Genomic DNA, 25,472 nt, shown 5'->3' on the forward strand with positions numbered 1-25,472 from the left:
ACTCCGTTTATGACATGGCCTGTCTGCATTGCAAAAAGTGCAGCGGCCAACAGCACGTGTCAGGCCCCATTCCCCAAGTTGCAACGGCGTCTGAAGGGTGTTTTTGCCCATTCCAAAACGTGCAAGGCACCCTGACGGCTGTCAGGCCCCATTCCCACCTTTGCAACGGGGTCTGACACGTTTTTTTGCCCGTTCCCCAAAATGCAACGCCCTTCCGGCACTGCCGGAAGGGCGTTGTATAGTGTGGTGCGCGGCTGCCTAGGCGGCGCCAGACTTCTGCCGGGCCTTGCGGGTGGCAGGTAGCGGGGCGAAGTCGAAGTACGCGGCGGCCTGGGCGGGGTCTTCGGCGAAGGCGGCCAGCAGCGTGCCGTAGTGAGCGAAGAGCAGCACGGCCAGCCGACGCTGGTCGGCCTGAATGGCCGTGCTGTCGTCTTTGGTGGCCTTGGCGGTCTGGCCCTGGGCGTCGTCGGCCTGCTCGAAGGCGGTGAGCAGCTCCTGGGCGCGGGCCGCGACGGTAGCGCCTACCTGCTGCTCGTACTTGCGGGCCGTAGCAATAAAGGCGCGCATGGCCGTGCCGATGGTTTTCTGCGAAGCCCCGCTAAAGGCCGTGCGGCCCTGGGGGAAGAACTCGCGGTACACGGCCGAGCCTTCCTCGTACGCGGGCAGGATGTACTTACGGGCGGCCTCAGCCGGATACGTCCGCAGGGCCTCAAAAGCCGCGCCTACGGTGGTGGTGTGGCCCTGGCGCTGGGCCAGGGTGGCGGCGCCGGAGCCCAAACCCACGGCAAACTGCTCGTAGAGCGGGCGCAGGCGCTGGGCCATGGCGGCCGTATCGGGGGCGCCGGTGGGCTGCTGGGCAGCTTCCAGCGCGTCGAGGTGGGCGCCGGCCAGCTGCTTCATGGCTTCGCGGCTGATGCGCTTGCTCAGAAAGAAATTTCTGAACCGGTTTTTAAAAGGGGATGACATGAAACTGTAAAAGGATAAAAATGAAAGATACCGGCCCCTGCCGGGTAATACCGCACGGGCTGAAATTAAAAAAGAAGGATGTAACCCAAGCGGCTGCCAGCCGCTTGTAGAGACGCATCCTCGCGTCTCGGCACCCGAACGACTGGTAAGGAGCATGGCTGACGGGACGGACGCCGAGACGCAAAGATGCGTCTCTACAAGCGGCTGGGCACGGCGTACACTGTTGCCGATGTGCAGCGCCAGCCGGGCGGTTCACGTATGCAGTGGTACTATCCCCGTCGGCGTGATGCATCGGGCTCACGCTCCACCTTCCCCGCCTTCCGTACCTTCGCCTACTATGACCGACACTGCCGCTGCTCCCGCCAAGAAGCTCTTCCTGCTCGACGCTTTTGCCCTGATTTACCGCGCCCATTTTGCCTTCAGTAAGAACCCGCGCGTCAACTCCAAGGGCCTCAACACCGGGGCCATCCTGGGCTTCACCAACACGCTGGTGGAGGTGCTGCAGAAGGAAAAGCCCACCCACCTCGGCGTGGCCTTTGATGCCCAGAAAAAAACCTTCCGCCACGACAACTTTGCCGACTATAAGGCCCAGCGCCAAGCCATGCCCGAAGACATCGGCACGGCCATTCCCTACATCAAGAAAATCATCCAAGCCTTTCACATTCCCATCCTGATGGTGGATGGCTTCGAGGCCGACGACGTAATTGGCACGCTGGCCCAGCGGGCTGAGCAGCAAGGCTTTGAGGTGTACATGATGACGCCCGACAAGGACTACTGCCAGCTCGTGACGGAGCGCATCAAAATCTACCGCCCGGCCTTTATGGGTAATGCCGCCGAGGTGCTCGACGTGCAGCACGTGCTGCAGCGCTTCGAGATTGAGCGCGTGGAGCAGGTCATTGACATTCTGGGCTTGCAGGGCGACGCCTCCGACAACATTCCGGGCATTCCGGGCATCGGCGAGAAAACGGCCAAAGCCCTGGTGCGGCAGTTTGGGTCGGTGGAAAACCTGATTGCCAACGTGGACCAGCTCAAGGGCAAGCAGCAGGAAAACGTGCGCGCCTACGCCGAGCAGGGCCTGCTGAGCAAAGAGCTGGCCACCATTCACGTCAACGTGCCCATCGACTTCGAGGCCGACCAGCTGACCGTCGACCAGCCCGACACCGAGCAGCTGCGCCAGCTGTTCGACGAGCTGGAATTCCGGCAGCTGGCCGCCCGCGTGCTGGGTGGCGGTGACAGGGGACAGGTGGCCGGTGACAGGCTGAACCCGCGTTCCAGCTCCCGGCGGCCCCGCGTAGCGGCCGGCCAGGGTGACCTGTTCAACTCCTCGGCCGATGCGGCCGTGGCCCTGACTCTGGAGGAAGGCGAAACCGGCCATCTGGGCGCCCCGGCCGGCCCGCGCCGCACCCTGCCCGACGTGCCCCACCAGTACCACCTCGTCGATACGCCCGAGCTGCGCCAGAGCCTGCTGGGCTTTCTGCTTCAGCAAGAGGAAGTCAGCTTCGACACCGAAACCACCGGCCTCGACACCATGACCTCCCGGCTCGTGGGCCTGTCGTTCTGCTATTTGCCCGGCGAGGCCTACTACGTGCCCGTGCCCCCCGACGATGACGCGGCCGCTCAGGCCCTGGTAGATGAGTTTCGGCCTTTCTTCGAGGCTGAGCACATCCGGAAGATTGGCCAGAATATCAAGTACGACCTCACTATTCTCAAGCACTACCGCGTGGCGGTGCGCGGGCCCCTGTTCGATACCATGCTGGCCCACTACCTGCTAGAGCCCGACATGCGCCACAACATGGACGTGCTGGCCGAAACCTACCTGCACTACACGCCCATCAGCATTCTGGAGCTGATCGGGCCCAAGGGCAAAAACCAGAAAACCATGGCCCAGATACCGCCGGCCGAGGTGCGCGACTACGCCTGCGAAGACGCCGACGTGACCCTACAGCTCAAGCACGTATTTGAGCCGCTACTCAAGGAAGTGGGCCTGCTCGACCTGCTGAACGAAGTGGAAAACCCGCTGGTACCCGTGCTGGCCGACATCGAGTACGAGGGCGTGAAAATCGACTCCTCAGCCATGGGGGAGTACTCGGCCGAGCTGCAAGGCTATATCCAGGACATCGAGAAGCAGATTTTCCAGGAGGCCGGGCAGGAGTTTAACATCGGCTCCCCGAAGCAGCTGGGCGAGGTGCTCTTTGACAAGCTGGGCCTGGGCGGGGGCAAAATCAAGAAAACCAAAACCGGCCAGTACGCCACCGGTGAGGAGGTGCTCAGCCAGCTGGCCGCCGAGTCGCCGATAGCGGCCCAGATTCTGGAGCACCGCCAGCTTACCAAGCTGCGCTCCACCTACGTAGAGGCCCTGCCCCAGCTGGTGTGCTCCCTTGATGGCCGCGTGCATACCTCGTTCAACCAGGCCGTGACGGCCACCGGGCGCCTGAGCAGCACCAACCCCAACCTCCAGAACATTCCCATCCGCACGGAGAAGGGCCGCGAAATCCGCAAGGCCTTCGTGCCCCGCGACGACCAGCACCTGCTGCTGGCCGCCGACTACTCGCAGATTGAGCTGCGCATCATGGCCGACTTCTCCGGCGACGCCACCATGATTGAGGCCTTCCGCCAGGGCCTCGACATCCACACCAGCACGGCCAGCAAGGTGTTTCACGTGCCCCTGGACCAGGTAGACGGCGAGATGCGCCGCAAGGCCAAAACCGTCAACTTCGGCATCATCTACGGCATTTCGGCCTTCGGGCTGGCCCAGCGCATCGGGGTGTCGCGCAAGGAAGCCACCGACATTATCGAGGCCTACTTCGAGGAGTTTCCGGCCGTGAAGCGCTTCATGGACGACTCCATCAACCGGGCCCGAGAGCTGGAGTACGCCACTACCCTACTCGGCCGCCGCCGCTACCTGCGCGACATCAACTCCCGCAACGCCACGCTACGCGGCTACACCGAGCGCAACGCCATCAACGCCCCCATCCAGGGCACCGCCGCCGACATCATCAAAAAGGCCATGATCAACATCCACGAGTGGCTGCGCCAGGAAAAGCTCGGCACCAAGATGATTTTGCAGGTGCACGACGAATTGGTGTTCGATGCCGTGCAGGAAGAGGTGGACTACATTACGCCCCACATCAAGGAGCTAATGGCTACCGCCCTACTCCTGCCCCACGGCGTACCATTGGAGGTAGAAGTAGGCACTGGCCGCAACTGGCTGCAAGCCCACTAAAACAACTAGCCCGGCGCTGTATTACGGCCCATTAGAACGATTTACATAGCGTCGTTCTGGTGAGCCGTAATATAGCGCCGGGCTAGTTGTATGGTCCGTTACTTCACCTTATAGCTTTCTACTACCGTAATAGGGGCACTGAGCAGTTCTACCTGATAGGAGATTTTCAGCGACGTATCCGTCAGCTCGACAACGGTAAACTCTTGGGTGGCCGTGGTAGACGTACTGGCTGTTGATTTCAGGGCCAATTTTGTGAAGTCGGTGCTCAGCGTCCAGGTGCCGCTTTCCGCCAATGAAGGCACACAGACTTTGGTATTCTCCAGGCGCTTATAGGTGTTGCTGTTGTTGGCACTGGCGAATTGCAGGAGATTGTCCCGCTTACACTCCTCGTACAATTTCGTGCTGAACACATCCACTGCCCGACCTCCAGCCGTAGTGGTAGCTCCGGTAATAGCCCACTCGTGCTCCACGAGCATGTTCAGCTTGGTTCTGACCGGAGTGGGGTCTTCTTTCTTTTCTTTTTTGCCGCAGCCGACCAGGAAACTGCTAGCTGCCAGCACTGCAACCAGCCAGAAATTACGTTGCATGAAGTAGGTGAATAGAATGAATGATGAGACGCGTAACTAGGGTAGAGGCCGACCATTACTCACCAACCGGGAATAGCGCCATCTGTGCTATAGGAGGTAAGTTTTGTGGTGATTTCGCTTGTTAAAGTACAAAGTATCCGACTATTCTCATCGTTTTTCGATGAACCAAGCATATTACTCTTTGTACTACTCCTTCCTAACGCTGCACAAAAAAGCCGCCCCGTTGTGGGTGCGGCTTTTTACTACTTATATCCAGCTTACTGAGCCGTGAATGTCTGGCGCGTAATGATAGTCGGTGTGCTCCTGGCATCGGTCATTTTCACAACCAGCTTCGTAGCAGTCAGCTCTTCGATTTCGCCTTTTTGCGTGCTGGAGAGCAAGCCAGTACCAAAGAAACCTACTTGGTACGTCAGGCTCTTATCACCGTCGGAAAGGGCCCATACGCCGTTTGCGCTAGCGGGGTCCGTGGGGTCTTCCCGCGTGGCGCCTTCTTCCATCACAAACACGCTGTTAGCCTGAAACTTATAGACATTGTCTTTTTCGTACGACTCGTAGTCGTTGTACGTGCTTACGGGTGCAGCCGTGCCCGTGGCCTCAGTTTCGGCGGTCAGCATCCAGCTTTTCGCCATCAATAGCTCCGAGTTAGTCTTAGTAGGTGTGGGGTCGTTTTTGTCGTCGCTGCCGCAGCCAACAAAAGCACTGCTGGCCGCCACGGCCAGTACCAGAAAAGGAACGCGTTTCATGAAATGTGATAAAATGATAGAAAAGAAATGAAGCACGCTTGATAAGTCCGGGCGCAAATAAGCAGGCAGGGATAAAAGCCGTTATTCTACTATATACTTCCTTATGTAACACCTAATCAATCGTGCGGCGAAAGTAGGAGGCATTTTTCTTATTTAACCATTTATAGATATAAATTTTGCAGCCGGCCGCCGGAACGTGCTCTATGGCAAGCTCCAGCGGCCGGCTGCAAAGGATGTCGGCTAAGTAGCCAAGCAGGCTATTATCGGCCTAAAAAGCGGTGAAGGTGATATCTACCACAACCGTTATTCCATTAATAACCTCTGACTGCCGGATTTGCATCGTCTTATCAGTCAGCTCCGCAATATCAAATAGGTCGGCTAAGGTGCCACTCTGCTATTCGAGCATTAGGAAGTAACATTGTTAGCTGAATTCTACTAAATATTATAGTACGACCCGCAAACAATTTTATCGTCAAAAAGGAAAAGGTACACGAGGTTTCTCCTCAATGATTTCTATTGTATGAGATTCTTCACTAAAATCTAATCCACCATAAAGTGGTCCTAACCATTGGTATACTGCAACCAACTTGTATTTACCTAGCATAGCATCATAATTTCCGTCTTTTGGAAGAGTAAATGAATATACTTCATTCGGCTGAGTGCCAGTTGCTATAATATTGGGATGTATTCTGCGCAAAAATGTTCTTCTATTAGTTGGGTCACGCAAATAGAAATCAATAAATATGGCATCATCTACGCCACTTCCAATATTAGAGTATGTAAACCAGAACTGCTGGCCTGTTTTAATAAAAGGCTGAAATTTGCGTGTGAACTGTGTTCCATCTGAAATATTTGCATTTATATCAGGCTGACTTAAAAACCTTGGTGGATAAAATCTGTCTCCAGCATCTTGGCTATCCTTTTGTTCAGGTACTGACGGCTGAACAACCACTTCATCACTACAACCCATAGTTGAGATGAATAGAGTAAGGAGAAGTGAAGTTTTTAGTAAGTTTTTCATTAGACCATTAGATTTGAATGAATGTATTTACAAATATATCATAAAAAAGTCCAAGATAGTATAAATCAAAACAAACTTTTTTTATATAAAAACGATTTATATTGTAACTTGTTGTATTACAAATATTTATCAGTAGTTTAGAGGGCACTCTTGCTGGTTGTTCGCTTCTGTTCGCGTTGGCTATTGTATTGATCAATCATGAGTTAAATGCGGGCGTAGTGTATATCCAGGCACCGCCTGAAGGAGCAGGACTTGCACAGTAAGACCGCACATTTCTGGCGCAAGGAGCAGTTAATGGCCTCGACGATGCTGGTCTGGCCACTGCCTTTGGGACTGGGTCGGTGGGCGTAGCGCGGCAGCACGCCCCGGTCGGTAGGCCTCATACTCATCGGTAAAATACTACGCTATGTGCCGATGCGGTACTCGCCCGGCAGCGCCTGCCACAGACACCAAGTCGTAGCCCGGCCCAATTCGCCTAGAGGCTGTTATGGACTAGCGGGGAGAAAAACGCCTTTTGCCAGCAGTAGCGTAACGAAGGCGAGGAAATGGAACTGCTGCATGGTGAGGGCGAGGCGTTCGTAGTCGCGGGCAAGGCGGCGGAAGCGGGCCGCCCAGCCGAAGCTGCGCTCGACGACCCAGCGGCGGGGCAGTAGCACAAAGCCGGTCTGCCCTTCGGGTTTGGCCATCACCTGCAAATCAATGTCGTGTGCGGCCGCGGCGGCTTCGGCCGCTTCTCCCCTATAGCCTTGCTCCGTGTAGGCGACCTGCACCTTCTGGCCGGTGACGCGCTGCACCTGTTCACATAGGGCGGCTACTGGCCCGCGGTCGGGCTCGTTGGCCGGCGTGACCACGGCGGCCAGCAACTGGCCCAGCGTGTCCACGGCCACATGTACCTTGCTGCCCTTGCGCCGTTTGGCCCCGTCGTAGCCGGCCCGCGCCCCGCTCTCGGGCGTGCTCTGCACCGTACGGGAGTCCAAAATCACCGCCGCCGGTTCCGCTTCGCGGCCGGCCAGCACCCGCGCCAATTCGCGTAAATCGGCCATCATGTGCTCGAAACAGCGGTTATCACGCCAGCGCGCCCACTGCTGATACACCACTTCCCACGGGGGCAAATCATGGGGCAAGTAGCGCCAGCCACAGCCCGTCTTGACCAGGTAGCGCAAGCCATTGAACACGGCTCGCAACGAATGCTGCCGCTGTGGCGCGTCTTCCCGCACCAGAGCCAAATACGGTGCTACGAACAGCCATTCCTTATCCGTCACGTCGCTGGGGTAATCTCTCCGCTGGGCCATCCCCCAAATTATGCCACCAGTCCATAACAGCCTCTAGTACTCAGGCCACAATTCAGCGTGTGTGCCATCCGACAGTTTGGCACAGCCATACTTTGCGCTTTTTGCGGCCCGCAAAGGTCCAAGTCTCATCTACTTCCAGCGTCCGCGGCCGGCTCAGTTTGGACCGCTATTGCAATAGGGTCTGCGCTTTTTTCGGCAGTTTAGCCACCGTCATGCGTGCCACGCCAGCCCACCGGACGGATAGCCTATTGAGAAACGCGCTTGAACAATAGCTTTTCCACCTACGTATATTGCGCCGCTTTGCGCAGGGTAGTGGGCTCGAATACGGCTTGGGGGCGGCAGCTTAGGCACAGGTATTTGGCTTTACCCCTGCTTTGGCCATTTTGCGCAGGGTGGACGCTGCCGCACTATAAAGTACCTTGGATCATGCCCTAAAACAGGAAAAAAGCACCTAATAGACCACTGCATAATATTGTAGTTATAAATGACTCCTTTATGCTACACCTGCTGAACATTCTTTCTTTGACGTGGCCGTGGCGAAGGTGGGTTAGGCGAATCTGGTCTATGTCCTGAAAGTATACAGATGATTGTCACAAAAAACTCCGACCAGTCGGCCGGAGTTTTTCAGGAACTAACTTTAGACACAATCAAGAATGCGGAAACAGTACGGCTTCTACACATTATTAGCACAGCAGCTCTATAGAGCAGTATAGGTGATGATTTCTACTACCTTACCACCAGTGGTACGTTCAGTAAAGTTATACCTGATTTTTAAAGTCGTTTCCGTTAGCTCTACTAAATCAGCTACGCGTGCCGAACTACCTCCTAACTCATTAAATAGAATTTTGGTTTCGTTACTCGTAAACTCCCAATTTTCAGTAACAGTCTGTGGATCAGTCGGATCACATTTACTAATTCCTTCGTCAAACTTTACTGTCTTATCCGTATTGAACTTAGCAAAATCGTCTTTACGACATGGTTCGTAAACGGTAGGATCGGCATACAAATCAAAGGTTCTACCATTGAACTCGGCAATGTCAGCTGAAACACGCCAGTTCTTGGCCGTGATTACATCTGTCTTCGTTACCTGGGGCTTTGGATCTTCTTTATCGTCCTTCTTACAGCCTGTAAAGGTGCTCAGCGCCACAAAAGCTGTTAGAGAAAGCAAGGATATTTTTTTCATGAACAAACGTTAAAACAGAAATAAAAAAGGACGTGTTTTTGTCGTAACGGCAAGCTCCGCTTAGCTTTTTGCGGCCTTAGTGTTATTACATCAGCTTACGACTGAGGCCAAAGCTAGCACGGTTTAAGAAGTAAACAAATCCGCCTCTTTTTTATATGTTCTGAACTCCTGGCCGGCATTGCCGGTAGTACAGCGTATGCACACACCTGCTGAACATTCTTCCTTTGATGTGGTAGTGGTGGGGGCCGGGCCGGTGGGGCTGGCCTGCGCCCTGGAGGTGCAGCGGCGCGGCCTCACGGCCGTAGTCGTCGACAAAGGGGCGCTGGTAAACTCCATCATCGGCTACCCTACCAACATGGAGTTCTTCTCCACGCCCGAGCTGCTCGAAATCGGGGGTCACCCCTTTCCCACCCTGCACTACAAGCCCCTGCGCGAAGACGCCCTCGACTACTACCGCCGCGTGGCCCAAACTGAAAAGCTCACCCTGCGCCTCTACGAGCGGGTGCTGGGGCTGGAAGGCGAACAAGGCCGCTTTGAGGTCGTCACCGATAAAGGCCGCATCGGGGCGCGGTTCGTCATCGTGGCTACCGGCTTCTACGACGTGCCCAACTACCTGCGCGTGCCCGGCGAAGACCTGCCCCACGTGACCCACTACTACAAAGAGCCCTACGCCCACGCCGACCAGGATGTGGTGGTAATTGGCGCCAAGAACTCGGCTGCCAAAGCGGCCCTGCAACTGTTGCGCGCCGGCGCCCGGCCCGTGCTGGTGGTGCGCGGCCCCGACATCAGCGAGTCGGTGAAGTACTGGATCCGGCCCGACCTCGTAAACCGCATCAAGGAAGGCCGCATCGGGGCGCTGTTCAACACCACCGTGCAGGGCATCACGCCCGCGGCCGTGGAGGTGCTTACCCCTGAGGGCCCGCGCAGCCTGCCGGCCCAGCACGTGTACGCCCTCACCGGCTACCACCCCGACTTTCAGTTCCTGGCGGCCCTGGGCATCACCTGCCAAACCGACCAGGCCCAAACCCCCTCCCACGACGCCGACACGCTGGAAACCAACCGCCCCGGCCTGTACTTGGCCGGCACCGTGTGCGGGGGCCTGAACACTAGCCGCTGGTTTATCGAAAACGGCCGCTACCACGCCCAGCTTATTGCCGCCCGCCTGGCCGGCGAGGCTGCCCCAACGCTGCCCACGGTGTTGCAGCCGGTGCAGTATTCGTAAGAAGTGGGAAGCTGCTCTTGCTGCTGAATTGCTGGAGTAAGGTCTATTCCAAGTCAAGCAAAAGGCCCTTTCCGCAAGTGCAGAAAGGGCCTTTCTATGGTACTGCAGATAAGCAGTCAGCTACAGCTTACTGTGGGAAACGCACGCTGCGGTAGTCGTTGGGGTTGAGCTGCGGCACGCGGGAGCCGTACGTGGAGTTGATGACCTTAATCATTTCGTTGGTCACGATGGCGTAGCCCCGGGGTGTGGGGTGCACGCCATCCAGCGAGAACAGGTTGCCGCTGATAAAGGCCGTTGTATTGCTCACGCCGTTGATGGTTACTCCGGCACGGGCCACGTTGTTGAAGTAGGCATTGGCATCAAACAAGGCCAGTCCTTTGCGTGCGGCGGCGGCCTGAATCACGGCGTTCAGCTCGGCGGTACGGGAAGCTACCGCAGCGGCTTCCGTCTCGTCGAGCACTAAGTTGTTGGGCACTGCATTGGAGGCTTCAGCTAATCTTGCAGCCACAGGTGCTGGCACACCCGGAACCACCAGCCCAATACCACCGGGAAACAGGTTCGGGGCCACGGGGGCCGAGTTGATGAACGTGCGGGCAGGCAGCAGCAGCAGGTCGGTGGCGCGAGCTTCGCGTACGGCTGTGGCAGCAGGGCCAGTGCGCACGTACAGGCCAAAGCGCGTACCAGCCGGTAGGGGCGAGCCGGCCGGCAAGCCTAGCTGGGCTACAATCAGCGGCACCAGGGCAGCCGGAATGGGCGTGGCATTTACCTGGGCAATAACGGCAGCCGTGGGCACGGTCGTGAACAGGGGCGTGCTGGTTACGCTCGGAATTGTTACCAGCACCCCTTTGGCGCCGTTCACCGTCAGGGCGTCTACCATCTGGTTGTACTTGGTGGTAAACTCGGCGACGGCGGTAAGTGGGGTACCTGTGCCACCCGAACCGGCATACCCCAGCACGTCGTTGTTGCCGAGCCAGTTGGTAAAGAACGTGGGCTTCAGCGTGTTTACGCGCTCCTGCGTGTACTGCAAGTACGACAGCAGGCTGCCAGCCGGCAGCAGGCGCTCAAAGAAAGGGTTAAAGCCCAGGGGGTTGTTCAGGCCGTAGCCCGGCGTGGTAATGTCCGCGACGCGGATGCCGGGCACGCCCAGGTTCTGGTTGTCGGTGCCGGTGTAGCGGGCCAGCAGCGGCGTACGGTTGTCGGCCCCGAGGCCCGTAACAGCCAGGTTAGCAGTTTCCTGGCCCAGTACGGGGTTGCCGTTGTTGATGGCCGTGATTCTCAGGAAGCCACTGCCGTTAAACCGATCGGCCGGGAACAGGGGCTGGGCAAAGTTGCCGCCGCCCACCGCCCGAAACTGCTGCGCCAGCAGGGCCGGGTAAGATTTCTGCTGGCCTTCCAGCGACAAGCCATTGTCCTGAAAACCAGCCGTGAGCGAGTTGCCCACGGCAACGTAGGTGGTGAAGTCGGCCGAGCCGGCCGAGGGCTTGAAGTCGTCCTCCAGGTCGGGCTGGCAGGCAGCGAGGCCCAGGCCCAGCACCGCCAGCAGCGGCGCGTATGTGCGAAACAGGTTGGTAGTCATGTCTATCAGAAGCAAGGGCGGTTAGAAGGCGTAGTTCAGGCCGATGCCCGGAACCACGACGGTGGTTTTGTAGGTACCGGCAATCCGGTCGGTGGTGCCGTTGTTGATCAGGTCGGTTTGCGTCTGGGTGCGCTTCTGCACAAACACAAACTGGCTCGACAGGTCCACGCTGAACTTGCCGAAGGCGTAGGACGCCCCCACCGTCCCGCTGATCCGGTCGGCATCGGGGGTTTCGGGGGTTACGTAGCCGTCCTTCACCGGCGAGAAGTCGTAGGCGCCGCCGCCGCGCACGGTGAGGCCGCTGGTGAGCTGGTACTGGCCGCCTACGCGGAAGGTCAGGGCATCTTCGTAGAAGCGCTTCGACGAGGAGGTAGTAGAGCCGTTGATGGGCTGGTCGAAGGTGAAGTCCAGGGTGCGGTAGTCGCTCCACTCGGCGTAGTTGGCGTCGAGGCCAATGGTCAGCTTCTCATTGGGCATGATGCCGATGCCGATGCTGGTAGTAGCCACCAGGGGCAGCGTGGCGCTGAACTTGGTAGCCAGGAAGCGCGACTGGAAGGCGACCGGCACGTTGGTGTACGTTACGTCCCCGTCTTTTACCTCGGCGTCAATCTTCGAGCGGTAGTTGATGCCCACGGTCAGCTTCTCCGAAGGCTTGAAGAAAATACCGGCGTTGAAGCCCACTTTGGTTTCCGCCTTGCCGTCCAGCTCGATGCTGCCAAATGAATCGGGAAACGGAATGTCACGCTTCAGGTTCACGGCGCCGCGGGCCAGCACCATCAGGCCGGCGCCCACGCTGAGCTGGTCGGTGATGGCGTAGCTCACGGTGGGCTGCACGTAGATGGAAGTCAGCTCAATATCGGTGAGGGAAGTGCGCCCCTCCCAGCCGTTGGCGTACTGCAGCTTGGAGCCAAAGGGCGTGTATACGGCAATACCGGCGCGGAATTTACCTTCGGCCGGCCCAAAACCAGCGTAGAAGTTGAAAGGCGTCGTCACGGAGTTGCGCAGCTCCCGCTGCGTGCCGCCGGCCTCGGCCACGAAGGCCTGGCGGGCCAGAGTGCCGTTTACGCCAAGCTGCACGCCGCGCTGCTTTACCAAGGCCAGGGCACCTGGGTTGTAGAACATGGCCGCCTGATCCAGCGAAAGTCCTACGCCTACTCCGCCCATGCCGTTGTTTTTCTGGCCGGCCAGCGTAACCTGGTAGCCACCCGCCGAGGCGGCGGTGCCCGTGAGCAGGACGCCTCCCACAAGGAGTAGAGATTTTACTGTCATAAAAAAAGGGAAAAGGTGAGAACTGCGTTGCGGAGGCTAAATGTAGGCAGAAATATAATCTGCATGACGCGTTTCGACCCCGGAAATACCCAAGCAAAAACCGACGCAGTTACTTTGTGGCCTTCTCCTCTTCCTCCACCCCGCGCGTGTGCAGGTCGAAGTGCTGGCCCGCCACCAGCAGGTGCACCCGCAGGTTCTGGCCGCTGACGGGCTCCCCGCGGCCGATGCGGCCCAGGTTGCTGCCGCGTAGGTGGCTGCCGTCCACTACCATCACCACACCGTCGCCGAACACCTCGGCGTGCCGGCCGCGCCGGATGATGAGGCCGGTTTCCTGGCCCAGGCCCAAACCCAGCTGGGTGGGGTGCTGCAATACGGCGTGGGCTAGGCGCCCAAACCGGCCCCGCTCGGCAAAGTGCTGGTCGATGTAGAGGTTGGGCAGCAGGCCCAGGCCGGGAGCCGTGCGCAGACCGCCCTTGGTGAGGGCGCTGGCCCCGTGGCCGGCTACAATCATGTGCGTGGGCATGACGGAAGCGCCGGCACTGGTGCCGGCCACCAGCAAGCCAGCGTCTTCGCGGTAGCGCCGGGCCAGCACCTGCCAGGCCTGGGTGCCGGCCCAGAACTCGGTGATGCGCTCTTGGTCGCCGCCGGTGAAGAACACCAGCCCAGCCTGCTCCAGCCGGCTCAGGTGGCCGGGCGTGTCGGCGGGGTGATGCTCGTCGATGGGCAGGTGGCGCACGTACCGGCAGCCCAGCTCTTGCAGGGCCTCCACGTAGGCCTGCCCCGTGGCAGCGGCATCCGCCACGACGGCCGTGGTAACCACCTCTACGGGCGCATCGGGTGAGGGCAGCAGGTCGGCGAGCAGCGCCAGCAGGGCATCATCATCGCCCCCACCGAGGGTTACGAGCGTGCCGAGCGGAAAAGCAGACGACTGGGGCATGGGGGCAGGTGTGGAGCGGGGCAAATCAACTGCGGAAAGGTAAACGAACCAAATGGAGCCGGCGCCGGAGGTCTGGGAAGCATACGGACGGCTGGCGCCAGCAGCCGGAAAAGATGCACCAGCCGGGCCGAAAGCTACGCTCCCAGCCGGAAGCTGCACCGGAACGAAGCCGGGACGCCGGGCGTATGCACTTCATCACCAGCCGGTCTGAAAGCAGTATCTGGTTTTCTTCCTCTACGCTCAGCGCAATGATTTTGTATAAACCAGGTGAGTGGTGGAAGGCTCTGCTGCACTTTCATACCACGGCCGTTATCCGGCGCCTGCTCGGGCGGGTGTTACTCGTGGGCTTGTACGTGGCCGTGGTTACGGCAGCCCAACTCGAATACTTCCGGTTTATTCTGAAGGTGGAGCGCGAGTATTTCTCATTTCTGGGTATTCTGCTTAGTCTGCTCCTGGTGTTTCGCACCAACACGGCCTACGACCGGTACTACGAGGGCCGGCGCCTGTGGGGCCTGCTGCTGGCCAGCTCCCGCAACCTGGCCGGCCTGCTGGGGGCCGTGCTGCCCGCCGAGGCTGCCACGCATCGTCTTTTCTACGCCCGCATGCTGTCCAACTTCGCGCTGGCGCTGGAAGGCCATTTGCGCGAGGGCGTGGCCTTCGACCAGCTGGAAGCCGTGGACGGCGTGGACCCGGCAGGTTTGCGCGCCGCCGACAATCCGCCTACGTACCTGGCCTCCTTGCTACAGTCCAGCTACGAACGGCTGCACCAGGCTCAGGTGTTGCAGCCCGTGCACCTGCTCAGCTTGCAGCCCTACCACCAGAGCCTGCTGGAGGTGGCTGGCTCCTGTGAGCGAATCAAGTCCACGCCCATTCCGTTTGCTTACAGCTTCTTTATCAAGGGGTTTATCAGCGTATTTATCCTGCTCATGCCCTTCGTGCTGCTCGACACCTACGGCTACTTCACTATTCCCATTGTCATGATTGGGGCGTACACGCTGTTGGGGCTGGAGCTGATTGGGGAGGAAATCGAGAATCCGTTTGGGCGCGAAAGCAACGACCTGCCCATTGCTCAGCTGGCTAACACAGTGCGCGTGAGCGTGCACGAAACGCTGAGCGTGCCCCTGCCCCAGCACAAGAAAGCCCTGGCCGAGGCGCCCTACACCATCGTGTCGTAACCGCAGGTAGCTACTGGTGCGAGGTTACCGGGAACTGGCTGGCGGACACTGGCGCGAGTTTAGCGCAGCGTAACTCGTGCCGAGAATGCCGGGAGGCTGCGCCTCCCCCGCCAGAACGATATTCGTTAGCACAGCGCGGTACCGGCTTGCCGCTGGCGCGGCAGTGGAGGCGCAGCCTCCACCTCATGCCCAGGCACGAGGTACGCTGCGCTAACCTCGCGCCAGTGCCCGCCAGCCGACGCCAAAAAACTCCGCCGCAGGGCAACGAAATATTGCCGCCAGCACCGCGCGGACCGGCTTTTTTCGGCTATTTTTGCGCGCCATTTGGCCATTCCAACCCCGTCTGCCTAGCGAAGCACTTCCCTCCCGTTGTTTTCATGAATCAGCACCCGACTACCGACCACATCACGTCCCTGATTCAGGAGGGCGAGTTTTTCAAACTCAAAGAGCTGCTTAAAAAATTTGAGCCCGCCGAGCTGGTGGAGCTGATTGAGCAGGAAGAGGAGCGGGAGCAGCTGATTATCTTCCGGCTGCTGCCCCTGAGCCTGGCCACGCAGGTGTTCGAGTACCTGGACCTGGAGGTGCAAAAGCACTTTCTGGCCAACCTCTCGCAGGAGAAGATTACCGGCATTCTGAATGAAATGTCGCCCGACGACCGGACAGCCCTGCTGGAGTTTCTGCCCGACGACTTCGTAAAGGAGCTGATTCAAACCCTGTCGGAGCCGGAGCGGCGCGTGACGCTGGAGCTGCTGGGCTACCCCGAGTACTCGGTGGGCCGCCTGATGACGCCCGACTACATTGCCATCCGCGAAAACTGGACCGTGCAGCAGGTGCTCGACTACATCCGCCGCCACGGTGGGCAGTCGGAAACGCTGAGCGTACTCTACGTCACCGACGAGCGGGGCGTACTGCTGGACGACATCCGCATCCGGGAGTTTCTGTTGTCGCCGCCCGAGCGGCGCGTGAGTGAGCTAATGGACCGGCGCTACGTCAAGCTTAACGCCATGCAGGACCAGGAAGCCGCCATCGAGGTGTTCCGCCGCAACGACCGGGTGGCCCTACCCGTGGTAAACGACGAAGGCGTGCTGTTCGGCATCGTCACCATCGACGACATTCTGGACATTCGGGAGGAAGAAGACACCGAGGACATCCAGAAGCTGGGCGGCTCGGAGGCTCTGGACGAGCCCTACCTGGCCACGTCCATCTGGAGCATGGTGAAAAAGCGGGCCGGCTGGCTGGTCATTCTGCTTATTGGCGAAATGCTGACCACCTCGGCCATGCACCACTTCGAGGACGACTTGCAGAAGGCGGCCGTGCTGGGCTTGTTTATTCCGCTGATTATCTCGGCGGGCGGCAATGCCGGCTCCCAGGCCACCTCCCTCATCATCCGGGCCATGAGCCTGGGCGAGTTTACGCTGAGCGACTGGTGGCGGGTGCTGCGCCGCGAAATCCTGTCGGGCCTACTGCTGGGCGCCATCCTGGGCGTGGTGGGCTCGGCCCGCATTGTGCTCTGGGCCACAGCCGTCGACCCCGGCTATTTCGGGCCGTACTGGCAGCTGATTGCCGTGACGGTGGGCTTCTCGCTGCTGGGCATTGTGCTGTGGGGGGCCTTGTCGGGGGCCATGCTGCCCATGATTCTGAAGCGCCTGGGCCTCGACCCGGCCACTGCCTCGGCGCCCTTCGTGGCCACGCTAGTGGATGTAACCGGACTCATCATCTATTTTTCCGTAGCCACGCTGGTACTGCGCGGCACGCTGCTGTAGTGGCCAATGAGCGAATGAGTAAATGGATAAATGAATGGGTAACGAGCGAGAAGCCCCAGCGGGGCGGCATGTCGGTAAAAATCAACAGCTATTACCCGTCCAAAGCTCCGGCGGGGCGACACCCGGTCGTGCCGGCGTTAGGTGTCGCCCCACCGGGGCTTCGTCGTTCTTAGCTACCTCCTATCTGCTACCGATATGCCGCCCGGCCGGGGCTGCGCATCCAGCAACTCCCTCCGTCCCTCATTCACTCATTTACTCATTCACTCAATTACTCATTTTATTCCTGCTGGGTGGGTGCGCGGCCGTGGGGCGCGTGGAGCAGCTGCCGGCGGGGCGCTACCGGGTGCTGCGCTCCACCAATGCCACGCTAAAATCCTACCACGGCCGGCCCTTCTATCTGCGCCAGGCCACCGATACGCTGCTGCTGTCCTTGGCCGACACGGCCCAGGCCCAGCAGGTGCCGCTGGGGCGCCGCCACAGCACCCTGCTGCTCAGCCGCCGCTTCGACCTCGACGTATTTACCCTGCCGTTTAAGATTCGGCCGGCGCGGGCGCCGCTGCCGGTGCAGCTCAACACCAGCTTCAACGCGGCCCTGTACGTGGGGCGCCGCCTCGACTTCTACCACGTCACCACCCCGCCCCGGCACCGCCTGGGCACCGCTCCTTTCGTGCGCGACACGGGCATCGGCTACGGCCTGTTTACGGGCCTGGGTGCGGCCGTTATCAACCCCGACGTAACCCGACAGCAAACCGCCATTGCCGAGTATGAGGGGCTGGTAGGCCACATCGGCGCGGCCGTCATCTACGATGCGCGCGTGTTCAACGTGGGCCTGGCCGCCGGTCTCGACCACCTGTTCGGCCCCGACCGGCGCCATTGGATCTACCAGCACCGCCCCTGGTTCGGGGTGCTGTTCGGCCTAGACCTTAACTAAAATCACAGATTGGGCAGATTAAGCTGATTTCACAGACTGAAACGGCTTGAGAGTAACCAAAACGTCCTGCTCCATCTGGCGTCCGCCGGCCGAGGCGTCTCGCTGGCTGATGTTGCAATAGTATTGTCATGCTGAGCGCAGGCGCAGCCGTAGTCGAAGCATGACGGTACAGCAAGTATTGAGCAGCTTCCTAATCTGTGCAATCAGCTTAATCTGCCCAATCTGTGATTTAGTAGTCCACCCGGCCGCGGTTGGCCTTTTTGTCGCCGTGCTTTTTCTTGGATTCCAGCCGCTGGCGCACGGCGCCGGCGCTGGGCTTGGTGGCTTTGCGGGGTTTGGGCTTGTGGAGAGCTTTGAGCAGCAGGTCGTGAAACTTCCGCAGGGCCGTTTCTTTGTTGCGCAGCTGGCTCCGGTCTTCCTGAGCCGCTACCAGCAGCTCGCCTTCCTGGGTGAGGCGCGAGGCCAGCTTTTGCAGCAGCGTCTGTTTCTGCTCGTCGGTGAGCAGCTGGGAGTCAGAGATGCGGAAACGAAGCTCCACGCGGCTTTCTACTTTGTTTACGTTTTGCCCGCCGGGGCCGCTGCTGCGGCTGGTCTGGAAGTGGAGTTCGGGCAGGAAGGCGTCGGCGGGAGGCAGCATGTGGGGGAATGTAGATGAATGTGCATAATGTGAGAAATGTAGGGAATGTGAAAATGTAGCGGCTACGCATCTTGCTCTTGCCATTTTCCACATTCCCCACATTCCCACCACATTTCCGTTTCACATTGTAGTCCACAGCAACCACCCAAGAAGCCCGGCGCGGGCGGTCCAGGCCAGGGTGCGGACCCAATTGGTGCGCACCAGCCCGTCGATGGCCACGTAGTCGTAGCCGCGGGCGAGGCGGTTGTGGAAGGGCACGGAGACAAAGAACGTGGCGGCCCAGATGACGAGCACCAAGGCCAGCTGCCCCCAGCGGGCCGCCCCCAGGCTCGCGCCAGCCCAGGCCAGCCAGCCGGCCAGCCCCAACTCCAGCACCATCGGGACCAGCACCACCCAGCTGATGCGCCGGGAATGCTGCCGGTGAAACGCCTCGAATGTGTCGCGGGCCGCCTGGGCAAAAGCGGGATAGTGCACGAGCTGCACTGTCCAGATGACGCCGGTGAGGTACAGGGCCAGGGCCAAGTTGAGCAGCAGGAGGTGGGAAAGATGCATGGCCAGGCAACAGCTGAACAGGGACAGTTGTCTATGCGCTTACGGGAAGCTGCTACTTTCGCCGTAGCGCGGGCTTCCGCCCGCCGCTCCCGGAAATTCCTGCTGCTCGCGGCAGCAGCGGGCTAAAGCTCACGCTACACTACTCTACTCCCAAACTTTTCTTCTATGACCCTCTCCCTTATCCTGCGGCGGCCTTCGTGGCTGCTGGCACCGGCTCTGCTGCTAACCCTGGCCGCCTGCAACTCCGGCGGCAAGTCTACCTCCGCCCGGCCCGACCTGCTCCGGGCCAACCTCGACACCACCGTTCATCCCGGCAACGACTTCTATACCTACGCCAACGGCGCCTGGTTTAAGAAGCACCCCATTCCGGCTTCCGAAAGCAACTGGGGCATTGGCAAAGAGGTACAGAATGAGGTGTACGCCCGCCTGCGCAAGCTCAACGAAGATGCCGCCCGCAGCCAGGCCGCGCCCGGCTCGGTGCAGCAGAAAATCGGTGACTTCTGGGCCACGGGCATGGACTCGGCGGCTATCAACCGCCAGGGCCTGGCCCCGCTGCAAGCCGAGCTAAACCGCCTGCAAGCCCTGCAAACCACGGCCGATGTGCAGGCCGCCATTGCCCGCCTGCGCCCCCTGGGCGTGAGCACCGTGGTGGGCGCCTACGTGGGCCAGGACGCCAAAAACAGCGACAAGATGACCTTGCAGCTCTGGCAAACCGGCCTGGGCCTGCCCAACCGCGACTACTACTTCAACAAGGATACGCGCACCACCAACATCCGCAAGGAATACGGCCGGCACCTAGCCACGATGTTTGGGCTGATGGGCCAGGACGCCGCCGCGGCCCAGGCCAACGCCCGGCGCGTGCTACAGCTGGAAACCCAGCTGGCCGGCGCCTCCCGCAAGCTCGAAGCCCTGCGCGACCCGTACGCCAACTACCACAAAATGGCCGTGGCGGGCCTCGACCAGCTGACGCCTGGCTTGAGCTGGAAGCCCTGGCTAACCCAGATGGAGCTGGCCAAGGTGGACACGGTGATTGTGGGCCAGCCGGAGTTCTACCGCGAAGCCGGCCGCCTGCTCCGCTCGGCACCTATCGAGGACTGGCGGGCCTACTTGCAGTGGCAGCTGGTGCACGCCTACGCCTCCACGCTGAGCAAGCCGTTTGATGACGAAAACTTCCGCTTCTACGGCACCGTCCTACAAGGCGCCAAAGAGCAGCGCCCCCGCTGGAAACGGGTGCTCGACGCCGAGGAAGAAGCCATGGGCGAGGTGCTGGGCCAGCAGTTTGTGAAAGAATACTTCCCGCCCGCCACCAAAAAGCGCTACGAAGACCTGACCGAAAACGTGGTGGTGGCCTTCCGGGAGCATATTCAGCGGCTCGACTGGATGAGCGACTCCACCAAGCAGAAAGCCCTGGCCAAGCTCAACAAGATTCGGCGCAAGGTGGGCTACCCCGACAAGTGGAAAGACTACTCCACGCTGGAAATCAAGCGCGACTCGTACGCCCAGAACATGATGCGCGCCAACCAGTGGGCCTACCGCCACAACCTGAGCAAGCTGGGCAAACCCGTAGACCGGGAGGAGTGGGAAATGACGCCCCAGACCTACAACGCCTACTACAACCCCTCCAACAACGAGATTGTGCTGCCGGCCGCCATCTTCGCCATTCCGGGCCTGCCCGACGCCGAGGCCGACGACGCCACCATCTACGGCTACGCCGGGGCCTCCACCATCGGCCACGAGCTGACCCACGGCTTCGACGACGAAGGCAGCCAGTTTGACGAGCGGGGCAACCTGCGCAACTGGTGGAGCAAGCAGGACCGCCGGCAGTTTCAGCAGCGCGTAAACCGCATCGTGCGCCAGTTCAACGGCTATACCGTGCTCGACTCTCTGCACATCAACGGCAAAGCCACGGCCGGCGAAAACATAGCCGACCTGGGCGGCATCGTCATTGCCCTGGATGCCTTCAAGAAAACCGAGCAGTACAAGAAAGGCGAGAAGCTGGGCGGCCTGACGCCGGTGCAACGCTACTTCCTGGGCTACGCCCTGGGCTGGCAAACCCACCAGCGCGACGAGCGCCTGGCCCAGGCCATCCTCACCGACGTGCACTCCCCGGCCCAGTTCCGCGTCAACGGCCCCTTGGCCGACGTGCCCGAGTTCTACGAGGCCTTCGGGGTGAAGCCCACGCACAAGCTGTACCTGTCCGATTCGGCGCGGGTGAAGATTTGGTAAGGTGTAGCGCGAAGTTGTACTTCGCGAGGCGCCAGAACGATGCCGTTGGGGGTCGACCTGACAGTGCGGACGCCTCGCGAAGTACAACTTCGCGTTACATTCTCCTATGCCTCCCACCCATGCCTGGCGAAATCAATCTTGACGTGCTGCTCCGGTCCATGCAGCCCGTGCTGCACCCCGGCGAATACGTGTTCTGCACTCTGGCGCCCGGCCAGCCCGCGCCAGCTGGACTCAGCCCCGTAGCCACCTTTCGCGAAGCTGAAGGTCTGACACTTGTTCTACCAACCGCTCAAGCCGAAAAAGCGGGTCTGGCCGGGGTCTATCTGTGTCGCTGGCTGACGCTCAACGTGCATTCCAGCCTGGAAGCCGTAGGGTTTCTGGCCCGCATCACGGCGCATCTGGCAGCGCACGGCATCAGCGTCAATCCGGTATCCGCTTTCTACCACGACCACCTGTTTGTGCCTGCCGCCCAGGCCGACGAGGTGCTGCGCCTGCTGGAGGAATTGCGCGGCTAGGCGGCCACGGCAGATGTTGTAGAAAAGCCGCTTCCGCGTTTGCGGAAGCGGCTTTTTCTTGGCGGCGAGTCAGTAAGGGCGGCGCTTTTTGGCAGCTACCTTTCCACCCCAGCGGGCGTAGCGGGCTGAAACCGGGCCAGACCATTGGCGGCAGCGGCTTGCACCTTCCGTTGCAGAAAGCCCGACCAGCCCAGCAGCCAGCCCATCGGCCCCAGCGCCTGCCGGGCCCAGCGCCAGAAGCTAAACTCGTCGTGGTGGGTACGGATTAGGCCATCCTGAAAGGTAAACCGGGCCCGAACTTGGTTGTGCACCGGGCGGCCGGTTTGGGAAAACGTGTAGCGGGCCTCCCAGTTGGCAGAGCCGCTGTGCTCCGTAGCCTGAATACCGTCGTAGGATAGGCGCAGGTCATGGCCCCGTTCGCAGAGCATGCGCCACATCTTCCCGATTGCGGGACCTTGCAGGTGAAAGGCCGCGTCTTCAAAAGTGGCGTCCGGATGGTAACAGGCCGCCATGCCGGCATAGTCACGGCGCTGAAAAGCCTGGTAGAAGCGGTGGAGCAGTTGTTCGTTTGCGTGCATAGCAGGTAGGGAGAAAGTGCGAGGAAGGCCGATGGTGGCCGCCTAAAGGTGCACAAAAAACACTGCCCGCCGGATGGCCGGCGGGCAGTGTCAGCGGGTGAAGCGTGGGGCCTTTTAGGCCGGTTGAGCGGCCTGAGCAGTAGCCTGCCGAAACACCGGCGCAAATACGGTTTGCACAAACTCGTCGAGGGTGGTGGGGGTGGTAGCGGCGGGGGTGCGCGGCTCGTTCACCATCACCTTTTCCTCGTTCATGTTGCGCGTCATTTCATCGTAGAGCGTGGCCATGCTTTCGGAGAGGCCGGCTTGCACCATGCCCTGCTTGGCCTGGTCGTAGGGAAACTGCACGTACTGGAGGTCGGGGCGGCCGATGGCCGGGCCGATGGCGCGGGCGGCGTCCTGCTGGGAGTAGTTCTGCGGGCCCAGCACGTAGTGCACCGAGCCGGCCTCAAGGTCCCGGTCAAGTAGCTCAGCGGCTTTGGCGGCAATGTCTTTGGTGGCTACCATCGGAAACTTCAGGTCGGGGCGCATGGCTGAGCCCATAATGCCCATGTGCTGAATCATGCCCACGTTGGCCAGCAGGTTTTCCATGAAGTAGGCCGGCCGCAGGTGAGCTACTTGCAGGCCATCTACGCCATTGAGGCGGGCTTCCTGATGGTACAGCCCCACTACCGGGCCCGTACCGGCGGGCTGGTCGGCGCCAATGCTGCTCAGGTGCACGGCCTGCCGCAAGCCTGCCGCGCGCACCGCCTGCACAATAGCCTCGCCTACTTCAGCCTGATAAGCCAGGAAGTCGGGCGTTTGCATGTTGGGCGGAATCATCAGGAACGCCGCGTCGGCGCCCCGGAGCACCCCGGTTAGGAAGCCGGCGTCGTGCAAGTCGCCGGCCGCGGCTGTGGCGCCGGCCTGGGCCAGGGCGTCGAGGCGGGCGCTGGGCCGCGCTACGGCCGTGACGCGGTGGCCCCGCCGCAGGAGTTCGTGCACGAGCGAAGTGCCAATGTTGCCGGTAGCGCCGGTTACGACAATGTGCTTTGCCATAGTCTTTTGAAAGCAAAAATGAGATGAATACGCACCGGGCATGACCCTCACGCCCGGAAAGCTGCTGCACCCTACCAGCCGGTGGTGGCGAGGCGAAGCGGTACAAAGGAAATGCGTTACCTTTACTTTTAGCAAGTACCTACGAAAAAGTACGGCACCTACTTTTTTCTCAGAAACACTGATAATCAGGCACTAAAAAATGAATAAAGTTACCAAGCAGCAGCAAGCCGAAGCCGGTTGGCAGACCCTTACCGAGCTGGGGCCGTTTGATTTCTGTCCCGTACGCACCACCCTCAATGTGCTGGGCGGCAAGTGGAAGCTCCTCATTCTGAGCAACCTGTTCAGCGGAGCCCGGCGCTACGGGGAACTGCGCCGCCTCCTGCCCGAAATCACGGAGAAGATGCTGATTCAGGAATTGCGGGAGCTGGAACTGGACGGCGTGGTGGCCCGCACGGTGTACCAGCAGGTGCCCCCCCGCGTCGAGTATACGCTCACCGAGCAGGGCCAGCAGGTAGAGCCCTTACTAGGAGCTTTGGTGAAATGGGGCGAGGGTTACCTGCTGCGCGACGGCCGCACCCGCCCAAACTGCCCCAGCTAGCCCGAGTTGCCTACCAAGAGCTAGAAGCTAGTTCCCCTCCTTGGAGAATTCCGCGCATCAAACAACTAGGCCAGGGGCGGTTGACCGGAGCGGGAGGATTGCTAGCGTTGGTTGCCTCACCCCAACCCCTCTCCGGGAGGGAGGGGCTCTAGTTCTAGTTTTTAGTTTCTAGCTTTTTAGTTGACCTTCTCCCAGCACCAACCACGCCTAATCCCTCCTCATTCGAGGAGGAGAACTAGCCCTAGCTCTAGGCCGCAACGTAGGTCTGTTAACAAGCCTACACAATTCAGTGAAGCTGTTTAGGAAATTGATAAAATGTCATGCTGAGCTTGTCGAAGCATCTCTCCCGCTTCGTTGCACTGCTAATCAGTTAGGCAGAGGTAGAAATGCTTCGACAGCCTCAGCATGACGTTCCGGTATGTTTTAAAAGACTTCCTACACAATTCAGTATTACTTTCTTACAACACCCAGGCAACGCTTGGGACGGTGGGTTCATCTTTAGGGCTGATGTTCAACCTAACCCTGCTACCTGCATGAAAACGTTACGCTTGTTTTGGCCTGCTCTGCTGCTGTGCGCAGTGCTTTTGTCGGCTTTTCGGATGGCCGCCGTCCGCGAAACCCGTTCGGTAGGCTCCTTCACGTCGGTGGGCCTGGCGGGCTCTATGAAGGTAGTGGTGCGGCAGGGCAGCCCGCAGAAAGTGGAGGTAGAAGGCGAAGCTGAAGACGTGGCCCACGTCGAAACCACCGTCGACAACAACCGCCTGCGCATCAATACCAAGCGCCAGAACGGCACCTGGGGCTACCGTTACAAAGGCCCCATCACCGTGTATGTGACTTTGCCAACCGTGCGGAGCCTGGCAGTGAGCGGCTCGGGCAGCCTGCAAGCTCCCGAGGCCCTGCAAGCCGACGACCTGGATTTGGCCGTCAGTGGCTCCGGCAGCATCAACCTGGCCCGCGTCACGGCCACTAGCATCAGCTCGGCGCTGTCGGGCTCGGGGTCTATTGAGGCCTCCGGCGCGGCTCCCCAGCACAACATCAGCGTGAGCGGCTCGGGCGGCGTAAAGGCGCCGAAGCTGGAAAGCAAAACGTGCAGCATCAGCATCAGCGGGTCGGGCAACTGCCAGGTGCGGGCCACCGAACTGCTGAAAGCCAGCATCATGGGCTCCGGCAACGTGTACGTGAGCGGCAACCCGCAGGTGAAAAGCTCGGTGATGGGCAGCGGCCGGGTCCGGCAGGAATAGCGCGGCGACTTTGCCAACTCGCCCCCTATCCAGGCAACTCGGAAGCACAAACCTAGTTCATTACCCCTTGAAGCCCCCGCTGCGGCGGCCAGCTCTGCTGGCTAGCTGCGGCGGGGGCTTCAAGTGCTATGCCGGACTGAAGCTGCTTGGTGGTAGTGACCGGGTGCGGGCATCTCGCGTGCTGGCTAATGGCTGACGCTTG

The 25,472-nt window shown here is 60.0% G+C and carries 23 protein-coding genes; 9 read left to right on the top strand and 14 right to left on the bottom strand.

Going from position 1 to position 25,472, the window contains the following annotated elements:
- Positions 1–258: 258 nt before the first annotated feature.
- Positions 259–966, bottom strand: a complete 708-nt coding sequence (locus tag OIS53_RS13240; protein ID WP_264679049.1) for a hypothetical protein — start codon at positions 964–966, stop codon at positions 259–261.
- 337 nt (positions 967–1,303) lie between these two features.
- Between OIS53_RS13240 and polA the strand changes: the two genes are divergently transcribed.
- On the top strand, positions 1,304–4,189 hold the full coding sequence (gene polA, locus OIS53_RS13245) for a DNA polymerase I (RefSeq protein ID WP_264679050.1): 2,886 nt from the start codon (positions 1,304–1,306) through the stop codon (positions 4,187–4,189).
- A gap of 98 nt (positions 4,190–4,287) precedes the next feature.
- On the opposite strand, the gene OIS53_RS13250 is transcribed toward polA, so the two are convergent.
- From OIS53_RS13250 to OIS53_RS13275, 6 genes are all read right to left on the bottom strand, one after another.
- Positions 4,288–4,776: a lipocalin family protein gene (locus OIS53_RS13250; RefSeq protein ID WP_264679051.1), complete on the bottom strand. Its 489-nt coding sequence runs from the start codon at positions 4,774–4,776 to the stop codon at positions 4,288–4,290.
- A 257-nt stretch (positions 4,777–5,033) separates the two neighbouring features.
- Positions 5,034–5,519 (bottom strand): lipocalin family protein, encoded by a 486-nt coding sequence (locus tag OIS53_RS13255; RefSeq protein ID WP_264679052.1) that lies wholly within the window; start codon positions 5,517–5,519, stop codon positions 5,034–5,036.
- Between the two features lie 472 nt (positions 5,520–5,991).
- Complete coding sequence (locus tag OIS53_RS13260) at positions 5,992–6,540, bottom strand: hypothetical protein (RefSeq protein WP_264679053.1); 549 nt, start codon at positions 6,538–6,540, stop codon at positions 5,992–5,994.
- Between the two features lie 203 nt (positions 6,541–6,743).
- Positions 6,744–6,923, bottom strand: a complete 180-nt coding sequence (locus OIS53_RS13265; RefSeq protein ID WP_264679054.1) for a hypothetical protein — start codon at positions 6,921–6,923, stop codon at positions 6,744–6,746.
- Positions 6,924–7,025: 102 nt separating this feature from the next.
- The gene (locus OIS53_RS13270; protein WP_264679055.1) at positions 7,026–7,832 is read right to left on the bottom strand and encodes an IS5 family transposase; all 807 of its coding nucleotides are present in this window, start codon (positions 7,830–7,832) and stop codon (positions 7,026–7,028) included.
- 697 nt (positions 7,833–8,529) lie between these two features.
- The gene (locus OIS53_RS13275; protein WP_264679056.1) at positions 8,530–9,015 is read right to left on the bottom strand and encodes a hypothetical protein; all 486 of its coding nucleotides are present in this window, start codon (positions 9,013–9,015) and stop codon (positions 8,530–8,532) included.
- A 196-nt stretch (positions 9,016–9,211) separates the two neighbouring features.
- Here OIS53_RS13275 and OIS53_RS13280 point away from each other — a divergent pair, with 196 nt between their 5' ends.
- Positions 9,212–10,237, top strand: a complete 1,026-nt coding sequence (locus OIS53_RS13280) for a YpdA family putative bacillithiol disulfide reductase (RefSeq protein ID WP_264679057.1) — start codon at positions 9,212–9,214, stop codon at positions 10,235–10,237.
- Between the two features lie 127 nt (positions 10,238–10,364).
- Here OIS53_RS13280 and OIS53_RS13285 read toward each other — a convergent pair whose 3' ends face one another.
- The 3 genes from OIS53_RS13285 to OIS53_RS13295 all read right to left on the bottom strand — a co-directional run bounded on the left by OIS53_RS13285 (position 10,365) and on the right by OIS53_RS13295 (position 14,019).
- Positions 10,365–11,813 carry an SGNH/GDSL hydrolase family protein gene (locus tag OIS53_RS13285; protein WP_264679058.1) on the bottom strand — a complete coding sequence of 483 codons (1,449 nt, stop codon included), beginning with the start codon at positions 11,811–11,813 and terminating at the stop codon, positions 10,365–10,367.
- A 21-nt stretch (positions 11,814–11,834) separates the two neighbouring features.
- Positions 11,835–13,082 carry an OmpP1/FadL family transporter gene (locus OIS53_RS13290; protein WP_264679059.1) on the bottom strand — a complete coding sequence of 416 codons (1,248 nt, stop codon included), beginning with the start codon at positions 13,080–13,082 and terminating at the stop codon, positions 11,835–11,837.
- 109 nt (positions 13,083–13,191) lie between these two features.
- Entirely contained in the window at positions 13,192–14,019 is an 828-nt protein-coding gene (locus OIS53_RS13295; protein WP_264679060.1) for a cyanophycinase, read from the bottom strand.
- Between the two features lie 248 nt (positions 14,020–14,267).
- Here OIS53_RS13295 and OIS53_RS13300 point away from each other — a divergent pair, with 248 nt between their 5' ends.
- The 3 genes from OIS53_RS13300 (at position 14,268) to OIS53_RS13310 (ending at position 17,888) form a co-directional block, all read left to right on the top strand.
- The gene (locus OIS53_RS13300; RefSeq protein WP_264679061.1) at positions 14,268–15,194 is read left to right on the top strand and encodes a bestrophin family protein; all 927 of its coding nucleotides are present in this window, start codon (positions 14,268–14,270) and stop codon (positions 15,192–15,194) included.
- Positions 15,195–15,571: 377 nt separating this feature from the next.
- A complete protein-coding gene (gene mgtE, locus OIS53_RS13305) occupies positions 15,572–16,957 on the top strand; it encodes a magnesium transporter (protein WP_264679062.1) in 1,386 nt (461 codons plus the stop codon).
- 313 nt (positions 16,958–17,270) lie between these two features.
- Positions 17,271–17,888, top strand: coding sequence for a hypothetical protein (locus tag OIS53_RS13310; protein WP_264679063.1), 618 nt, complete (start codon positions 17,271–17,273; stop codon positions 17,886–17,888).
- A gap of 229 nt (positions 17,889–18,117) precedes the next feature.
- Here the strand turns inward: OIS53_RS13310 and arfB are convergent, their stop codons facing one another.
- Together arfB and OIS53_RS13320 are read right to left on the bottom strand one after the other, a co-directional pair.
- Positions 18,118–18,525, bottom strand: coding sequence for an alternative ribosome rescue aminoacyl-tRNA hydrolase ArfB (gene arfB / locus OIS53_RS13315; protein WP_264679064.1), 408 nt, complete (start codon positions 18,523–18,525; stop codon positions 18,118–18,120).
- Between the two features lie 120 nt (positions 18,526–18,645).
- On the bottom strand, positions 18,646–19,077 hold the full coding sequence (locus OIS53_RS13320) for a hypothetical protein (RefSeq protein WP_264679065.1): 432 nt from the start codon (positions 19,075–19,077) through the stop codon (positions 18,646–18,648).
- A 165-nt stretch (positions 19,078–19,242) separates the two neighbouring features.
- On the opposite strand from OIS53_RS13320, the gene OIS53_RS13325 reads away from it, so the two are divergent.
- Both OIS53_RS13325 and OIS53_RS13330 read left to right on the top strand, forming a co-directional pair.
- Entirely contained in the window at positions 19,243–21,303 is a 2,061-nt protein-coding gene (locus tag OIS53_RS13325) for a M13 family metallopeptidase (protein ID WP_264679066.1), read from the top strand.
- 119 nt (positions 21,304–21,422) lie between these two features.
- On the top strand, positions 21,423–21,818 hold the full coding sequence (locus tag OIS53_RS13330) for an ACT domain-containing protein (RefSeq protein ID WP_264679067.1): 396 nt from the start codon (positions 21,423–21,425) through the stop codon (positions 21,816–21,818).
- A gap of 95 nt (positions 21,819–21,913) precedes the next feature.
- Here the strand turns inward: OIS53_RS13330 and OIS53_RS13335 are convergent, their stop codons facing one another.
- Both OIS53_RS13335 and OIS53_RS13340 read right to left on the bottom strand, forming a co-directional pair.
- Positions 21,914–22,396, bottom strand: a complete 483-nt coding sequence (locus OIS53_RS13335; RefSeq protein ID WP_264679068.1) for a nuclear transport factor 2 family protein — start codon at positions 22,394–22,396, stop codon at positions 21,914–21,916.
- A 114-nt stretch (positions 22,397–22,510) separates the two neighbouring features.
- On the bottom strand, positions 22,511–23,431 hold the full coding sequence (locus OIS53_RS13340; protein ID WP_264679069.1) for an NmrA family NAD(P)-binding protein: 921 nt from the start codon (positions 23,429–23,431) through the stop codon (positions 22,511–22,513).
- 199 nt (positions 23,432–23,630) lie between these two features.
- On the opposite strand from OIS53_RS13340, the gene OIS53_RS13345 reads away from it, so the two are divergent.
- Positions 23,631–24,029, top strand: a complete 399-nt coding sequence (locus tag OIS53_RS13345; protein ID WP_264679070.1) for a winged helix-turn-helix transcriptional regulator — start codon at positions 23,631–23,633, stop codon at positions 24,027–24,029.
- Between the two features lie 533 nt (positions 24,030–24,562).
- Complete coding sequence (locus OIS53_RS13350) at positions 24,563–25,270, top strand: head GIN domain-containing protein (protein ID WP_264679071.1); 708 nt, start codon at positions 24,563–24,565, stop codon at positions 25,268–25,270.
- Positions 25,271–25,472 lie beyond the last annotated feature (202 nt).

This window comes from Hymenobacter sp. YIM 151500-1 (assembly GCF_025979885.1).
GTDB lineage: Bacteria > Bacteroidota > Bacteroidia > Cytophagales > Hymenobacteraceae > Hymenobacter.

Bases quoted from the DNA above. Each gene is read 5' to 3' on its own strand.
- OIS53_RS13240 (WP_264679049.1), bottom strand. From the start codon at position 966: ATGTCATCCCCTTTTAAAAACCGGTTCAGAAATTTCTTTCTGAGCAAG.
- polA (WP_264679050.1), top strand. From the start codon at position 1,304: ATGACCGACACTGCCGCTGCTCCCGCCAAGAAGCTCTTCCTGCTCGAC.
- OIS53_RS13250 (WP_264679051.1), bottom strand. From the start codon at position 4,776: ATGCAACGTAATTTCTGGCTGGTTGCAGTGCTGGCAGCTAGCAGTTTC.
- OIS53_RS13255 (WP_264679052.1), bottom strand. From the start codon at position 5,519: ATGAAACGCGTTCCTTTTCTGGTACTGGCCGTGGCGGCCAGCAGTGCT.
- OIS53_RS13260 (WP_264679053.1), bottom strand. From the start codon at position 6,540: ATGAAAAACTTACTAAAAACTTCACTTCTCCTTACTCTATTCATCTCA.
- OIS53_RS13265 (WP_264679054.1), bottom strand. From the start codon at position 6,923: ATGAGGCCTACCGACCGGGGCGTGCTGCCGCGCTACGCCCACCGACCC.
- OIS53_RS13270 (WP_264679055.1), bottom strand. From the start codon at position 7,832: ATGGCCCAGCGGAGAGATTACCCCAGCGACGTGACGGATAAGGAATGG.
- OIS53_RS13275 (WP_264679056.1), bottom strand. From the start codon at position 9,015: ATGAAAAAAATATCCTTGCTTTCTCTAACAGCTTTTGTGGCGCTGAGC.
- OIS53_RS13280 (WP_264679057.1), top strand. From the start codon at position 9,212: ATGCACACACCTGCTGAACATTCTTCCTTTGATGTGGTAGTGGTGGGG.
- OIS53_RS13285 (WP_264679058.1), bottom strand. From the start codon at position 11,813: ATGACTACCAACCTGTTTCGCACATACGCGCCGCTGCTGGCGGTGCTG.
- OIS53_RS13290 (WP_264679059.1), bottom strand. From the start codon at position 13,082: ATGACAGTAAAATCTCTACTCCTTGTGGGAGGCGTCCTGCTCACGGGC.
- OIS53_RS13295 (WP_264679060.1), bottom strand. From the start codon at position 14,019: ATGCCCCAGTCGTCTGCTTTTCCGCTCGGCACGCTCGTAACCCTCGGT.
- OIS53_RS13300 (WP_264679061.1), top strand. From the start codon at position 14,268: ATGATTTTGTATAAACCAGGTGAGTGGTGGAAGGCTCTGCTGCACTTT.
- mgtE (WP_264679062.1), top strand. From the start codon at position 15,572: ATGAATCAGCACCCGACTACCGACCACATCACGTCCCTGATTCAGGAG.
- arfB (WP_264679064.1), bottom strand. From the start codon at position 18,525: ATGCTGCCTCCCGCCGACGCCTTCCTGCCCGAACTCCACTTCCAGACC.
- OIS53_RS13320 (WP_264679065.1), bottom strand. From the start codon at position 19,077: ATGCATCTTTCCCACCTCCTGCTGCTCAACTTGGCCCTGGCCCTGTAC.
- OIS53_RS13325 (WP_264679066.1), top strand. From the start codon at position 19,243: ATGACCCTCTCCCTTATCCTGCGGCGGCCTTCGTGGCTGCTGGCACCG.
- OIS53_RS13330 (WP_264679067.1), top strand. From the start codon at position 21,423: ATGCCTGGCGAAATCAATCTTGACGTGCTGCTCCGGTCCATGCAGCCC.
- OIS53_RS13335 (WP_264679068.1), bottom strand. From the start codon at position 22,396: ATGCACGCAAACGAACAACTGCTCCACCGCTTCTACCAGGCTTTTCAG.
- OIS53_RS13340 (WP_264679069.1), bottom strand. From the start codon at position 23,431: ATGGCAAAGCACATTGTCGTAACCGGCGCTACCGGCAACATTGGCACT.
- OIS53_RS13345 (WP_264679070.1), top strand. From the start codon at position 23,631: ATGAATAAAGTTACCAAGCAGCAGCAAGCCGAAGCCGGTTGGCAGACC.
- OIS53_RS13350 (WP_264679071.1), top strand. From the start codon at position 24,563: ATGAAAACGTTACGCTTGTTTTGGCCTGCTCTGCTGCTGTGCGCAGTG.